This window comes from Microvirga brassicacearum, from assembly GCF_008757455.1.
GTDB classification, from domain to species: Bacteria; Pseudomonadota; Alphaproteobacteria; order Rhizobiales; family Beijerinckiaceae; genus Microvirga; species Microvirga brassicacearum.
In genome coordinates this window covers 39,161-53,746 of record NZ_VCMV01000012.1, presented here as the reverse complement: position 1 = coordinate 53,746, position 14,586 = coordinate 39,161, and the positions used below count along the sequence as shown (strand labels likewise).

At 56.5% G+C, this 14,586-nt stretch carries 9 protein-coding genes and 1 pseudogene; 5 read left to right on the top strand and 5 right to left on the bottom strand.

Translation table 11 applies throughout. The annotated features are described in order from the left end of the window. Positions 1-507 precede the first annotated feature (507 nt). Both FEZ63_RS07550 and FEZ63_RS07545 read left to right on the top strand, forming a co-directional pair. Positions 508-738 (top strand): AbrB/MazE/SpoVT family DNA-binding domain-containing protein, encoded by a 231-nt coding sequence (locus tag FEZ63_RS07550; RefSeq protein WP_150943025.1) that lies wholly within the window; start codon positions 508-510, stop codon positions 736-738. Then, on the top strand, positions 728-1,135 hold the full coding sequence (locus FEZ63_RS07545) for a PIN domain-containing protein (protein WP_150943024.1): 408 nt from the start codon (positions 728-730) through the stop codon (positions 1,133-1,135). Before FEZ63_RS07550 ends, FEZ63_RS07545 begins: the two co-directional genes overlap by 11 nt. 838 nt (positions 1,136-1,973) lie before the next feature. On the opposite strand, the gene FEZ63_RS07540 is transcribed toward FEZ63_RS07545, so the two are convergent. Next, positions 1,974-3,467 carry a hypothetical protein gene (locus FEZ63_RS07540; protein WP_150943023.1) on the bottom strand — a complete coding sequence of 498 codons (1,494 nt, stop codon included), beginning with the start codon at positions 3,465-3,467 and terminating at the stop codon, positions 1,974-1,976. Positions 3,468-6,820: 3,353 nt separating this feature from the next. On the opposite strand from FEZ63_RS07540, the gene FEZ63_RS07535 reads away from it, so the two are divergent. From FEZ63_RS07535 to FEZ63_RS07525, 3 genes are all read left to right on the top strand, one after another. Further along, the gene (locus FEZ63_RS07535) at positions 6,821-9,853 is read left to right on the top strand and encodes a MobA/MobL family protein (RefSeq protein ID WP_162419692.1); all 3,033 of its coding nucleotides are present in this window, start codon (positions 6,821-6,823) and stop codon (positions 9,851-9,853) included. Positions 9,854-9,974: 121 nt separating this feature from the next. Further along, a complete protein-coding gene (locus FEZ63_RS07530; protein WP_150943021.1) occupies positions 9,975-10,355 on the top strand; it encodes an MbcA/ParS/Xre antitoxin family protein in 381 nt (126 codons plus the stop codon). Between the two features lie 31 nt (positions 10,356-10,386). After that, positions 10,387-11,079 carry an RES family NAD+ phosphorylase gene (locus FEZ63_RS07525; RefSeq protein ID WP_150943020.1) on the top strand — a complete coding sequence of 231 codons (693 nt, stop codon included), beginning with the start codon at positions 10,387-10,389 and terminating at the stop codon, positions 11,077-11,079. A 160-nt stretch (positions 11,080-11,239) separates the two neighbouring features. Here FEZ63_RS07525 and purU read toward each other — a convergent pair whose 3' ends face one another. From purU to FEZ63_RS07505, 4 genes and pseudogenes are all read right to left on the bottom strand, one after another. Further along, on the bottom strand, positions 11,240-12,103 hold the full coding sequence (purU, locus tag FEZ63_RS07520) for a formyltetrahydrofolate deformylase (protein WP_150943019.1): 864 nt from the start codon (positions 12,101-12,103) through the stop codon (positions 11,240-11,242). 453 nt (positions 12,104-12,556) lie between these two features. Beyond that, positions 12,557-13,176: pseudogene (locus FEZ63_RS07515) on the bottom strand (pyridoxal-phosphate dependent enzyme). Between the two features lie 287 nt (positions 13,177-13,463). Further along, a complete protein-coding gene (locus FEZ63_RS07510; RefSeq protein WP_162419691.1) occupies positions 13,464-13,985 on the bottom strand; it encodes a HupE/UreJ family protein in 522 nt (173 codons plus the stop codon). 50 nt (positions 13,986-14,035) lie between these two features. Beyond that, a complete protein-coding gene (locus tag FEZ63_RS07505; RefSeq protein ID WP_150943017.1) occupies positions 14,036-14,539 on the bottom strand; it encodes a cupin domain-containing protein in 504 nt (167 codons plus the stop codon). Between the last annotated feature and the right edge of the window lie 47 nt (positions 14,540-14,586).

Sequence of the window (14,586 nt, the reverse complement as noted above, 5' to 3'; positions counted from 1 at the left end):
ACACCGTGACTGCGCGCATTGCGGACAATCTGAGCTGGCGCGTAGAAGCCCATCAGCTGGGAATTGACGACCCAGCAGAAGACGTCCGGGTGCCAGCATTTCAGCCATGCCGAGGCATATTTTCCGACGACCGTGACTCGTCGAAGCTAGCGTTGCGAATCGCATCGGCCTTAAGGCCGAGAGCGTGACCGGTGAGACATTCGGTGCCGAAGGATTCCTGTTCTCGACGGATCTCGGGCTGTCCGCGTGGACGTTAGGATGGGTTCATTCGACACCTTTGATCTTGAGTGAAAAGGTTCTTCAGGGGTGATGTGATCTGGAGTGCTCTCAAAGACCTCGGAGACCACACCTCGTCGGTCTTTGACCCTCTTGGGCTCCCAGGGTTAGGAACCGAAAGTGACCAGGAACGGGCTGCATCGATCAGTCTGATACTGAGACGGGCACTTGTCTCTGTGAACCCATCGCATTAGATATACAAACTAAGAGATGTATATCTAGGAGGATGACATGCAAGTTGCAAAATGGGGAAACTCACTGGCGGTTCGCCTCCCTGCCGCTGTCGTCGAGGCTTTAAAGCTGAAGGAAGGAGACGACATCGAGATAGCTGTTGCTGGCGAGCGAGCCTTTGAGGTATCGAAAACACCCGAGGCAGCAGAGATTCTAACTCGCTTGCGCCAATTCCGCGGCCGCCTCCCCTCTGGGTTCCGGTTTGATCGGCTAGAATCCAATGAGCGCTAAGCCTTTCCTCGATACGAATGTTATTCTTTATCTGATGTCGTCGGATACGAACAAGGCTGATCGTGCCGAGGCTCTCCTTGCTGAAGGTGGGACAATCAGCGTTCAGGTACTCAACGAAGCCGCCAACGTGATGATCCGGAAGCTCAAGATGGATCTTGACGAGGTACGCAGTGTCTTGGCCGGGGTTCGCCATTTTTGTGGCATCGAGCCCCTCACGGTCGAGATTCACGATCAAGCTCTTGATATCAGACGCCGCTGCGGCTTTTCAGTTTACGATAGCTCAATCGTTGCTGCTGCCGCCCGCGCGGGGTGTGCGATCCTTTATTCCGAGGACCTGCACGACGGCCAGACGATTGACGGTCTAACTATAACGAACCCGTTCGGAGGGCGCCGTTAATTGATCAGCGAAACCGGACAGAGATAAAGCTGCTGGCGGTGATGAAGCTGCTTGGCCGGACGATGCCCAGCCGGACGCGAGCCCAGTACCACGGGTCAAGTAACTCCGGTGGCGCTGATCAAAGGTTGAACACGCCGCGCTTTGCGCCAGCCAGCATGGCACCGAGGGTGACGGAAAGTGTGATCATGTCGGCAACAATGAAGCTGCTGCTGATCTGGCTGGAGGCGACGAGGACGGAAATGCGAGCGAAGGCAATTTCTCCGGGATCACTCGGATGCGATCAAAATCGCCGCGTGATCAGACCCCGGGTCCGACTCAACATCCGCCACACGCGGATGCGGTCAGCGCCGCAGTCTAAATCGAATGGAACGGTCATGACCGAAAAGACACCAACCGAACGACCCGTCCCGACCTGGGACCCACGCCCTATACGGTGACGGTGAGCGGCTCCATAGTCCCGCGGGCACTCTCACAGTCGCCTCAGAATCGCGATCACGTGACGACCCAAGGCCGCATGCCTACTCTGCCACGGTCTTTGACCAACGGCTGAAGAAGACATTCACGAGCAAAGGACGAGATGAAGGACTATGCGATCCGCACGGCCAAAGCCTGGCTGACAAAAGGGCTCGCAGATCTCGAAGCCTACTCGGCGGCAACATGCGAAAGACCGATTGACGGAAGGCTGCTAAGCAGTAGCGAACGATCCAAAAGGGAAGGGCGGCCCGTCTCACAACGGCCGCCCTTTTTCATACCTATCGGCTCAAACCCCGAAATCTGGATCTCGCCCAAAAGGAAAGGGCGGTTCACCTTTGCGATGGCCGCCCTCTCTTAAATGATCTCAGTCATGCACCCGGAATGGGTCGGGCATGGTCCGCTTGACCTCTTCCAACTCATCATCCGTCGGGGGCGTATATTTAAGAAAAAGCTCGGTTTCCCGGAATGCGTCAGACAACACCGCATGATGAAGCCGCTCGGGGTACATAAATCCCGGGAACCCCTCATGCGTCCTGTGCCAGTGAGGAACCGACAAATCACGACCCGCCCATTTAGCCATGTCCAGACGGGAGAAACCGTCAAACCAGTTCATGGCGTCAACGACCTTGTCCCAGATTGCCTGTGCTTCGTCCGACAGATTGCCTAAGTTCTGGTGGTCTTCGAATGCCACCCGCACGAGTGCGCAATCCAACGAAATCCGGCCGGATTTATAGTCATTGTAATGGAGCTCGACATACCACAGGCGATCGTCGATCGCGGGCCAAACCTCCTCGACACGAATCCGCTCTTCCTGAATGTCGGGTTCGACCGTGCTTCGGAACATGCGATAAAGAGCGCGGGGCGTGTCATATTCCCGAAGATAATTTTCAAGGTCGCTGTGTCCCCTTGGCGGGGCAAACAGCGTCACCTTTAGCCATTCAAGCAGATCCTCATCCTTCATCCCGAGTTCGGGTTGCTTTTGGTCATAGGTCGGAAAATGGGTGCTGAGGCCATAGCCCTTGAACAATGCCCGAACTTCAGGTGCCGCCTTCTCGATCGAACCAGCATCCGTGAAATCATAATCGAGCCGATGCTCGAATTCACCGCGCGAAATGGTCGTGAACTCATGCGTCGTGTAATAATGATGCTGAAGGGCAGAGTACCCGACGAAATCATCAATCGCCACTTCAGTGTCATCGCGATCGCACGTCAGAAAGCTGATCAGCTCCTTCGGCTTCGGCTCCTCGACCTCCACCGTCGGCTCGGCGAGAGCCGCGTCAATCACCGCAGTCTCAACAGTCTCCGGCGCAACGGAATTCAGCTCGACCAGCTCACGGTCGATATGAGTGTCGACAGAGATCGAATGATCGCTCACCGCGACCTCGATCCGGATCTGATCCGCCTCAATGGCATCCACACCACGGCTGCCAGCGATCGTCGACTCCATCAAAGAACGACCGATCTCTGAGGCGATCTTCGGTACCGACGTGCGAGCGGACGATGGAATGGCGGATATCTCACACGAAGGCGCGCGACGGGACGAACGTTTCGCCGCGAATCGCATCGAGGCGGCTCGGAGACGACCCGCAGGCGTTTTAGCCCGGGAAGGACGCGGAGGGCGGGGATCGTTCAGGCCATAGATGCGAGGCCTGCCGCGAGGACGCTTTGGGGGAACGCTGGCAGCCACGACACCGAATTTCGTGGCCACTTTCGTCGCAATTTCGCTGTCATAGCGGCCGTCTGGGCATGACAGCCGAACGATCTCAAGCTGGGTTTCCTCCAGTTTCACGTCCCGATCAACAGCGGCAAGCCCGTCTTCGTATGCCCTGCGCAATTCCACTCGGCGAGCCTCGGCCACCACCGCAATATTACGAAGATGGCGCGCCTCTTTCTGCTTGGGACGTTCGTAACCCCAGATGTATCCAAAGCCGCTCATCGCGAGTTCCTAAACAAATGTCGCCGAAAAAGACCAACTTAGATTGCAGGATCGTCGCTGCTCTAACTGTTGGAAAAGACATTTTATCGGATCGGACGGCTATGTGCCAATAGCCGAAAGATTATTCGCAGAAAATTTCAGAAAGCACGGTTTTTTGGTTGCGCTCGGTTGATCTACACTTTCGAGGATCGCCGTCGTGCCACAGATCCTCGTTTGATCCGGATCAAGGCCTGTCGGGGCACCCTCTGTTTCGCCATGACGCAACATCCCGCCGACATCCTATCGTGATCGACCCCGCCGGGCGGCGAAACGACGTCTGCGAGACCGGTGGGAAGTGTCTGCTCGGCACTAGGGCGGGCGGTGGCCAATGACCGCCCGTTCATCCGCGCCCGTCGTTGCTTTTACCGAAATGTTCGGGCGCGTGAGTTCTCCCCGTCGGAGCCACTCGCTTCCGAATTCAAGCTTCTCGGTCCTCCGCCTGCGGCAGTCGCGCGGCAACGAAATGATAGGTCCGTCTGGACGAGAAAATCGCACTTGCCGCTTGCCCGGAACGTCCCGCTCATCATCCGATGAGGACAGGCAGAATACTGCTGATTATCCGGGCTGAAATTTTGCACCGGGTCTGCAGCACTCTTTCAGAGGTCGAGTTGATCGCCGACGAATGGCCGGGAGAGCACTGTCAATGAACGCAGCCGGAGAAATTGCAGGACGTGTGTTATTTGTTATGACTAGAAGTTCACACAATTATTGGCACCTGATTGGTTGCGGCAATAACAGGTGCCGAGAAAATGGCACAGTTTCGCAGCACCGGTGAAAGTTAGATGTGCCTCAGATTTGCGGTCGATCGGGCCAGGAGTGTTTTGTTGGCGCCACGCAAATTGCACTTGCGAATTGCCAAGCTATTGATCTCGCCGACGTTTCACGAGAATCGCGGCACGATAAATCGCCCCGGTCGGCGAATTGAAATGCAAACCGCTTGTTGAGTCTGTCAATGCCAAAAATATCAATGAAATCAAATACTTAGGTTCCATAATTCATATTATGCGAATCTAACTTGGCCGTAGGAAGCGCCTGGCCGGCCCTCCGACGCGGCGAAGCGAGAAGCAGGCCTGAGAGCGCCTCATCCCGAGAGAAATGGGTCCTAGAAAGGCTCCAGAGGAACCTGGCGCTGCTCCGCAATCGCAACGTCGTTATGAAAGCTCCCTAGGAAGACCGTGGAGTGCCCTTAGGGGGATTTCAGGCGCAATCCTCCACGAACCTAAGCAAGGGCGTCCCAGGCCGCTGAGACGGGAAAAGTGCTGCTGCCCCACCGCCCGGACACGCTCGCATCGAGGCGATCGGCCGGCGAAGGCAGCCAAGCCAGGTTGAGAAGCCCCAGAGAGGACCCGAGAGTCCCATGGAGAACACGACGGCGCCAATCCCTCGGCTCGCCTCGAGAGGCCCGTCACAGCCCCAGAAACAACGCGCAAAGCCCTAGAGAATAAGGGGTTTGAGCCAGCCGGCCCTTATTTTGCCGATCGCTTGAAACCCCAGGCGAGGGCAGCTGGACGGCCCTGCCCTTTAAGACGGCCCCAGAAAAGAACGGCAGCTGCTACGGGAGCCCAGAGAACTGCCCAAAGTGGATCCCGGTGAGAACGGAGCTCCATGCCCGGATCTGACGACCTCACGGAGCCAGACAGAAGCCCCGGAAAGAACGGGTCAAAGGATGCCCGACCGAGGCCCATCCAGACCCCAAAACCTCCCGATAAGAACGCCCCATCAAGAACCCTGAAGCCCTGTTATGATACAACCACTCCGGGCTTATTGCCCGTTATGATACAACCACTCCGGACTTCAGGAGATTCCCGATAATAAAATAGGCTCAATACCGCAGTTTTTGTGGGTCCCTCCGGACAACACAAAAACTGCTAGGTTCCTTGAACCTTATTTCGGTCTTCGACACACCCCTTGCTACCTCTTCCAGACACCCTTTCCCTGCCTGCTCAGATCATGGGTGACGCCCCCGCCTTCGTGGGCCTCAACGACTGTTTCGGATGGCTTCTGCAGGGTTTCGGACGCCCTTCGGCATCCTGCACGATGTTGGTCTGTTACCGGATCAATCAGGCTGTTGAAGACAAGCTGGTCAGAAAATACGGCATGGAAATTCGTCGGTCCCTGGCGACCTTCGTCGATGATCACGAGGTCGTCCGGCCTTCGCCAGGCAACCGTAATATGGGACTTAATTATGTGCCGCTGCACTCGAATTTCTCCGCCTTAAGTAGGGCCTCCTGCGAGTCCCGACCCTGACCAGAACGACCATCCAAGGTCGCCATAGGAGCTGCGTTCTGCTAACGCCGTTACCCGTCAAATAGACGGACTAGCCGAGCCTCATTTGCACTTTTAGAGACGTCGCTATGGAACGTCGGCACATCCACCGAACCATCCTGAGCCTGCATTCGGATATTCGATAGCCGCCTAATGGGCATGAATCGACGGCACGCTCAGCGATCAGCGAGATCCACTGTGCTTCGACCCTTCAATGAAGCGCCCCCTAGGTTCCATTTGGGCTGGATGTGACGGATGAGGCCCTCTTCAAGACCCGCTATCAAATCGACGGAAGACCGCGCCAATATAAGATTTCGGGATGAGGACATAAACGTCGACCTGCGCTCCAAATCCGAGGCGTTCAGCTAGTTGACCATCGGCGGGCCGGCTCGATCGATCCCGGGTTCGCCTGGTTCCGTCGGTAGTGACGCATCCGGCTAGCGATGCCACGCAGTGTCGCTCCGACATAGCAGAGATTGTCCCCCTCGAAGAAAGCGTAGATACCGGGTTTAACCTCCGCCTGACCTGGAAGCATCGCAAAACCCATGTCCGATGCGAGTGAAGCCTGCCGCAACGAGGCGCTCCCGAACAGACATCTCGGTAGCAAACAGCAAAGGCAAATTCCCGCTACCCCTCTCTACTTACAACGACACTTAACGAGGGTTAATTCAAGCCGGGATATTGGGGCGGCCTAGCCCTCTTACGATTGACCTGATAAAATAATAGAAATCGAATTTCCGATTTCTCATAATTCAAGTCATTTCATGGCCGCTCGTGTTACCGCTGCGCACATTGCCCTTAATTCACTCGAGCACCTCTCACGCTCGATCAGTCGGGCAACCACTCAAAATCCCAAATTATCATTTAAGAGCCTCGCGCCTAATCCTCGATCCTACACACTGGGTGGACTGGGTGTGAGCAGTTCTGGCATTTCTCTGCCTGCGTCTAATGGATCAGGAGCGAATGTTCGGTTGGCACTGAAGTCCAGCATCGGTTCAATATACTCAAATATGATCCACCAGGCGGTTGCCTCCGGGTACCATAATCCGAGCGTTCGGTTCGGCGACCTCACCAAAACGAGTTCTCGGCCCAAATCGGCCGACGGGGCAACCTCGTTCCACTTCTCTCATAGCTTTCAATCCAAAACATCTCCGATCCAGCAACTCATCCGGGAATTTCATGGCGGCCGAAAATATTCCAACTCCAAAGCAACCGATCATCTGCTCTATATCGAGCGCGAGGGCGTCGCGGAAAAACTCAAAAAATCAAAGAACCCTTTTGAGGAAATGGAGCAAGCCACAGCCAATCGGAGCTCAAACGATCAGCAGGATTATCTTGAGCGCCTGGGAGCTGTCGAACGCGTCCGTCTGAAGAATCTCTCGGACGGCGAGATAGGTGCACTTGAATATGCTTCCTTTGGCACCATTGGTGAAACACTTCAGGAGCGTCATCATTTTTGGAACGAGGTTGAAAAGCTCGAACAGGATCCCAGGGGCGACAAAATCACCCTGCCCCTGCGGGAACACCCGCGGTGGTGGGATCTCGTGCTCTCCAACATCGAGTTGGCTCCTCAATCTCTTCGATCGAAGCTCGCCGATAAGAAGGCGGGCGATCCTGCTGAAGATATCGTCCTCACGATGGTGCCAACAAAAAAGGCCTTTGAGATCTACAAGTGGGCTTCGAATTTAAATTCAGAAATACCCATTGATATCGAACCTGGCCGCGGCGGACGCGTTCAAACTCGAATTATCGCGGAGTTGCCCTTTGAGTTGGAAGCGGAAGATCGTATCCGGATCGTTCGCAATTTTACGGATAAGCTGACCGAGAACGACCTCCCCTTCTGGGCGGTTATCCACGCGCCGGACAAAAACAACGACAAGCGAAATTTCCACGTTCATATTGTCTATTACGATAGACCTTGCGCGAAAATGAAAGATCCTACGGCTCCCAACGGAGCGCAAGTCTGGGACTTCGCGATTCGCGAAGAGACAATTTACAAAAATTACACTCGGCGCGTTACAAATCCCTATGCTCAGAACAAATCTCGAGAGGCTAGTGGAAAGGATTGGATTTCCAAGCTCCGCGCTCATTGGGAGCAGGTCTCCAACAAGGTGATGGAGGATGTCGGCCTCGAGAAGAGGTACGACCGCCGAACCTACAAGGAGATGGGCATCCAAATCGATCCCCTGAAGCATATCCCGTCCAAGACCTTCAACAAGGAGCGGAAGGGGGAGCTGACCGACGAGGGCGTCGTCCTGGCCCGTCGGCAGTGGGACAACGTCAGGGACGAGATGATCCGTGTGAGCGCTAAACGCACGCTCGCGCTCGAGAGTAAGGTCACGAAAAAAGCAGCGAAGGCGCAAGCCCTTCTGTTAAAGGGAAATCCCCATAAGGAAGTTGCTTCCAAGGAAATTAAACGCATTAGAGAACTAGCGACTGGATACGCCAAGCGCGTCGCCAGGGCTGAACTGCTTCAGGACCTCACTCGCGTTGTCGTCGATCGCACCACATCGAGAGCCAAGCTGATCGTCTATGATGCGATGACTGAGCAAGGAAAGAAGAAGAGAGGGCGGCCGCGGAAAAACCCGGTCGCCAACGCCACCAACGGTGCGACACTGCCATTAGGGGAAGAGGCCATCGAGGCGAGTGAATTTGTATCGATTGTTCTCAAAAGTGCTTTGACGCTGGATGGTCAGTGGGGAGCAGAGGTCCGGAAGGTGCAGCACCATCTCTATACTCTGATGGACCGGATGGATCATTTCATAAAAAATCCGAAGCAGCACCCACTCGACCCTCGCCAGCCCGGCTATGTCGATCTCAAACTCTACGACTTCGATCCAGAAGAGGTGAAAAAACTAAAGGAGGAGCGGATGGAGCGCGTCCAGGCTTCTCTCAATGTCTACATCGATAAAGCGAAGCCCGAGATTATCAAGGCTGTCGAACTCAAGATGAAGGAGTTGGAAAAGGAAAATCGTGCCGCTGGTAAACAGGAACCATCCGGTGAAAGTATTCCATCACCCTCCCCGTCTGTGATCGCTCCAGTCGGCGTCCAAATGGACTCGTCGGTTCCGGCATCGTCAACGCCCGTTGAGAAGCCTGCAGAAGCAAAGGTCCAGGCGCCTCCTGCCCCCGAGCGAGGGACGCGGGCGCGATTCCGGTTTGAGCCGTTTCCGAAACCCGCGCCGCGGGTCAGAGACCCAGCGTTTGCGCCGACGAAACCTGCACCAGCCAGCAAGCCTTCGACGGCCGCGGCAGCTCCATCATTTGCCGGCCGTCCCGCGACCACGCTTGGTCCGACGACCACGAATGCGAGGCCTCTCCCCGCCACACCACCGGCCGCGGCAGCTGCTCCAAACCAACCCGCAAAGTCTGTGGTAGCAGCCCAACCTTCCGTCGCACCAGGTTCGGTCAAACAGCCGGTTCCCTCAGCCCCGCGTCCTAACCAGCCCACGGAAAAGCCTGCTGTGGTCCCCGCTCCTTCCAAACCGACGACTGAGCCCTCCCCTGGCGGCAATCAGAATGCCAAGGCCTCATCGCCTGTCGCACCAGTTTCCAAACCTGTGACAAACGAAAAGGTCGTTCTCGAGCAAAAACCGATCTCGAAGCCTGGTTCTACGGGGAGCGGCAAGCCGGCTGTGAAAGAGCCAGAGGCAAAGCCTAGCGTCACGATTAACGCATTGCCGATCTATCCCATAACGGTGATTCCCACCGTCGTGGTGACACGAAGGGAGGAGACCAAAAAAGCTCCGTCCACTGAAAAGGGGTATGTCCGGATCGACCCACCTTCCGTTGCAAACTCGAAGCCTGAAGGTCTGACAATCTCGACGGCAATCCGGATCGACGCCACAGAGAAGAAGAATGAAAGCGAAAAGGATGGCGCCAAACCCGGGCTGGCAAGTCCGACACCAGCAGCAAATGTCGGACAGCCCTCACTACCTGGCATGAAGAAGCCGGAAAAGCGGAAGAAAGGCCCACGTCGAGACAGCGGCGGACCGGAGCTCTAGAAGCAGAGTGACGGCATTATGGCAAGCGGCTGGGCGAGCCGCTGGAGATTATTCACCAAGGCAAAAAGCCTTTACAGAAATTTACGGCATGCTATATTTCCTTAGAAAGGAGAAATTCGCCATGTCTGCAGCGCCAGCAGCTTCCATCCAAAGCCACGACGCGGCCATCGTCGCCAAGGCCGTTTCTCGCGCCGCCGAGAGGCTCGGTCTTCCCGGGAAGGTTCTGGGCGCCACGATTGGATTGTCGGAGCCATCCATCTCGCGCTTGAAAAAAGGATCGTACGTTCTGGCGCCCGATAGTAAGTCGTTCGAGCTCGCGATTCTGTTCCTACGCGCCTATCGCTCACTTGATGCGATCGTGGGTGGCGATGCGACGGTTGCAGGACGCTGGCTTAATAGCTTCAATACGGCGTTGAACGCCCGCCCGGTCGATGCCATCCAGCGGATCACCGGCCTCTACCAGATTATAGAATACCTTGACTCACGTCGCGCTCCCCTCTGACTTTCTCTCATTTGAAGGGCTCTGCTGGCGAATGGTGGAGTCGCAGTACGTGATCTCGACCATTCCGTTGGTCGACGGTCTGGAGGAGCAGGCGCGCCTGGAACAGCTGATCGATGGGACGAAACCACCTATTCCGGAAGAATGCCGCCACCTCAGCCCGCTTCTCTACACACCCTTTAGATATGTTCCGACCCAAGGATCGCGATTTCGTCGCGCAGGGCAGCGTGAGGGTGCCTATTACACAGCGGCGACGGTCGCTACGGCCGTGGCCGAAATGGCGTTCTATCGCATGCTCTTCTTCGCCGAATCGCCGGAGACACCACTCCCCGACGGCTTTGCGGAATACACCGCGTTCGCCGTGGACGTGCGGACGGATCGTCTCGTTGATATTGCGCAGTCAAATCGGCACGAGCTGTTTCACAAGGCCGATTACTCCACGACGCAGGATTTTGCGGACTCTGCACGCGCCGTCGGCGCCGACGGAATCCGGTCGAAATCGGTGCGGTGTCCGTCAGGCGGGGCGACGTATACCTGGTTGACGTGTCGGGTTTTTGCCTCCCCTGCTCCGCTGCATCAGCAAAGCTGGCACATGCGGTTACTACGTCACGGCGTTCAGGCAGTCTGTGAGAACCCAAGATCAGGAATCGAGTTTACCGCAGCGGAGTTCTCATCCGATCCGCGCCTTGCTCGGTTCCAAGACATGGCGGCAAGTCATCACAGGTAACCAACAATTCCAAACTATCTTATGGAACCTAAGTATTTGATTTAATGATAAATCACAAATGCAGCAACTGGCGTCGCGGTCGGGTCCCCGGCATGTCACCGAGGTTGCCAATTGTAACGAGGGCTCGCATCGCCATTCCAACCCACACAATCAGCGCGCTCTAGTCTGTGAACACCACACTCTTGTGTCCGTTGAGGATAACCCGCCCTTCCAGATGATGGCGCACCGCCCGCGCGAGCACCCTACGCTCTATATCGCGCCCTTTCCTGATGAGATCGTCGGGCATGTCGCGGTGGCTGATGACCTCGACGTCCTGCTCGATAATAGGACCCTCATCAAGCTCCGACGTGACATAATGCGCGGTAGCACCGATGAGCTTTACCCCACGATTGAAGGCCTGATGATAGGGCTTTGCCCCTTTGAATCCTGGCAGAAACGAGTGGTGGATATTGATCGCGCGGCCGGCGAGTTTAGCCGCCAGCCCATCGGACAGGATCTGCATGTAGCGTGCAAGCACGACGAGATCGGTGTTTGTGTCGCAGATAAGGTTCCAGATCCTTGATTCCTGTTGGAGTCTCGTGTTTCTGGTGACGGGCAGGTGATGGAAAGGAATGTCCCCGAAATCGAGATGACCGTAAACGTCGCGGTGATGGTTCGAGACGATGGCAGAAACCTCCATATGAAGTTCTCCCGTACGCCAGCGGTAGAGAAGATCGGCCAGGCAATGGTCGGTCTTCGACGCGAGGAGCATGACGCGGCGGCGTTCGGCCCGATCCCGGATGCTCCAATCCATGCCGAAACGTTCCGCGACCTCCGTGAAACGCTCCATAATGACCGAGATGGCCCGCGCGCCGTCGAGACGATTGAAAACCACCCGCATGAAGAAAGCATCGGTCGGCACATCGTCGAATTGCTGGGCGTCGAGGATGTTGCAGCCCGACTCGTACAGATACGTGGCAACTGCTGCAACAATGCCCGGCCTATTCGGACAGGACAGTGTCAGGACGAATGTTTGCGAGATCATGAGGCAAGGACCAGACAATAAGGAACAGGTTCACACGGATGACGGAACGAGCGCGCGCCGAATACCGCAGACGATATTCCCGGAGCCTTTCATAAAGAAGGAAATTCTGAACCAAGGGCACGCGCAAGGCGGAAACGTACTCCGTGTTCGTTGTCACCACATCTGTTCGGCGACGAATGAGGCACGGAGCTTCGAGACGGGGCTCCTGCCGGTTCCCGATCCGAAGCGTCGCGATAATGTGAGAGCGGCAGGACTCGTCCCAAACGCCCAAGTTGGTGAAGAATGGGCACAGAACCCTCGGGCGACGTGCCGCGGCGCCAGCCCGAGCCGCGCCTCGGATGACATGTCAACTTCAGAGTTTCAGATCTGCGGGTTAGGCCGCCATTTCAAAGGAGGCGGTCGTACGATATCGGGGCGATTGAACGTCACAGATTCAACCTCCCATCGGAGCGACTAAACAAAGCCTGGGTCAGTTTGCGGCTTCCCGAGCCATCTCGGTGTCGGAAGCCTACGCTCCCGAAGAAACGTCGGATTGAAGAGCTTCGACTGATAGCGCGATCACGAATCGCACAGGACGGTCACATTAGTGTGGCCCGGACCCAGATGCTTCGCGAGGCGGATGGCCCCGCAACATTGATTCCCGACGAGCCTCCGAGGCACAGGCCTTCGTGTTCGAGGAGATCGAAGATGATCGGCAGCGCCTCCTCATCCGGAACCTGGAGTGCGTGATCGATCGGCGCACCCTCTCAGCGAGCCGCAGCATGTCCTTTTCCTGGCTCTGCGTTTCCGGAATGACGATGAGGGTGCGAAAGCCGAGCACGTTGGCCACCAGCGCAAGATCGATCCCGGTATTGCCTGGCCGCTCCCTCGACGATGATGCCGCCAGGATGCAGGAGGCCCCGTCGCACGGCACCTTCAACGATGAACAGAGCCGCTCGATCCTTGACGGATTGACCGGGATTCATGAACTCGGCTTTTCCGAGGATCGTGCAGCCCGTCGTTTCCGACGCACCTCGCAGCTTGATCAGAGGCGTGTTACCGATCGCGGCAAGAGTGTCTGACTTGATTTCCATTTTAGCCCAATGATGAAGCACCGCATGCCACATTCAGAGGAAGTCGGGGATTGAGGTGACTTGACAGTTACTTCGTCGTCTCAACCGTCTTCTCATTTCATAATCCCATGTCTATCCCATCACATCACGCAAGGGTCGAAGGGTTGCTCCAGAGCTCACAACGAAAGCGAAGGAATTCGCGGGACTACATCCCCTGATGCCGCAAGACGAGACTCCATCGAGGCCTTCGATGTCACTCGTTTGCAATCGCCGAACAGTCTTTCCTCAGAACGGCAGGATTGTCGCGGCTAAGCCTCGCCCTTGATCCCACCTGCCAGGTGGGGCAGTCTACTGCCGATCAGCAGCAGCACAGCTGTCGCGAGAAGGAAGCCTGCAGCATATTGTGCCGGATTTGAACCTGTCGCCAATTCTGCGCCATGAGCGTAACCGTGAGCGACCGCGAAGACTGCACAAAGACCGCTCCCGATGAGGATAGGTGGTCGTGCCCTGAAAATGATCAGCGCCCAAAGCACGAGGATCGATGCAGCAATCCCGGCCTCGATGGCTGGCAATGTCCAACCGGCCATCGCAATGACGCCACCTCCGAGCATGGCGATCAGGAAGGATGCGGGGAATACCACTAGCGCGCGCCCACCGAGCAGGCGCGCCCAAAGCCCAACGGCAATGATCGCGAGGATATGGTCTGCTCCGCTCAAGGGGTGGAGAAAACCGCTCAGAAAACTCGTCCCGCTGCCGACGCCGGTATGAGCGAGAGCCGGGGATGCTGCAGTTGCGAAGACAAACAGGAATGTAAGGCGAACGTTATTCATAGGAAATCCAGTGCATGAGCATCCGGCTGGACGGGTCGGTGACCAGTTCTTCAGGGGTGCTTGTGGATGGGGTCCGTCCAGTAAACTTCTTCCGGCTGCTCGACCGGATCGATGTCGGTGATATTGACGACCACGGCCTCGTTGTCCGAGCGGACGAGTACGCATTCGAGCGGTTCGTCAGGGCTTGCGTTGATTTCCTGGTGTGGAACGAAAGGCGGGACATAGATAAAATCTCCCGGTTCGGCTTCAGCCACATATTCAAGGTGGTCACCCCAGCGCATGCGCGCCTTGCCGCGCACGACATAGATTACGCTTTCGAGCTCGCCGTGGTGGTGGACTCCGGTTTTGGCGTTGGCCTGGATCGACACCGTGCCCGCCCATATCTTTTGCGCGCCGACACGAGCGTGGTTGACCGCGGCCTGACGGAACATGCCCGGCGTCTGGGCGGTGTTGGGGTCCAGTCTGTCTCCCTTGATGACCCGTACGCCGTCATTTTTCCAGCGTTCCGCGTCGTCATACGTATGGGAATGGTCGTGCTTGTGATCGCTGCTCATGGCTCTTTCAATCAAATGTTGGCGGCAAGCCGCGCGCCGTGTTGACC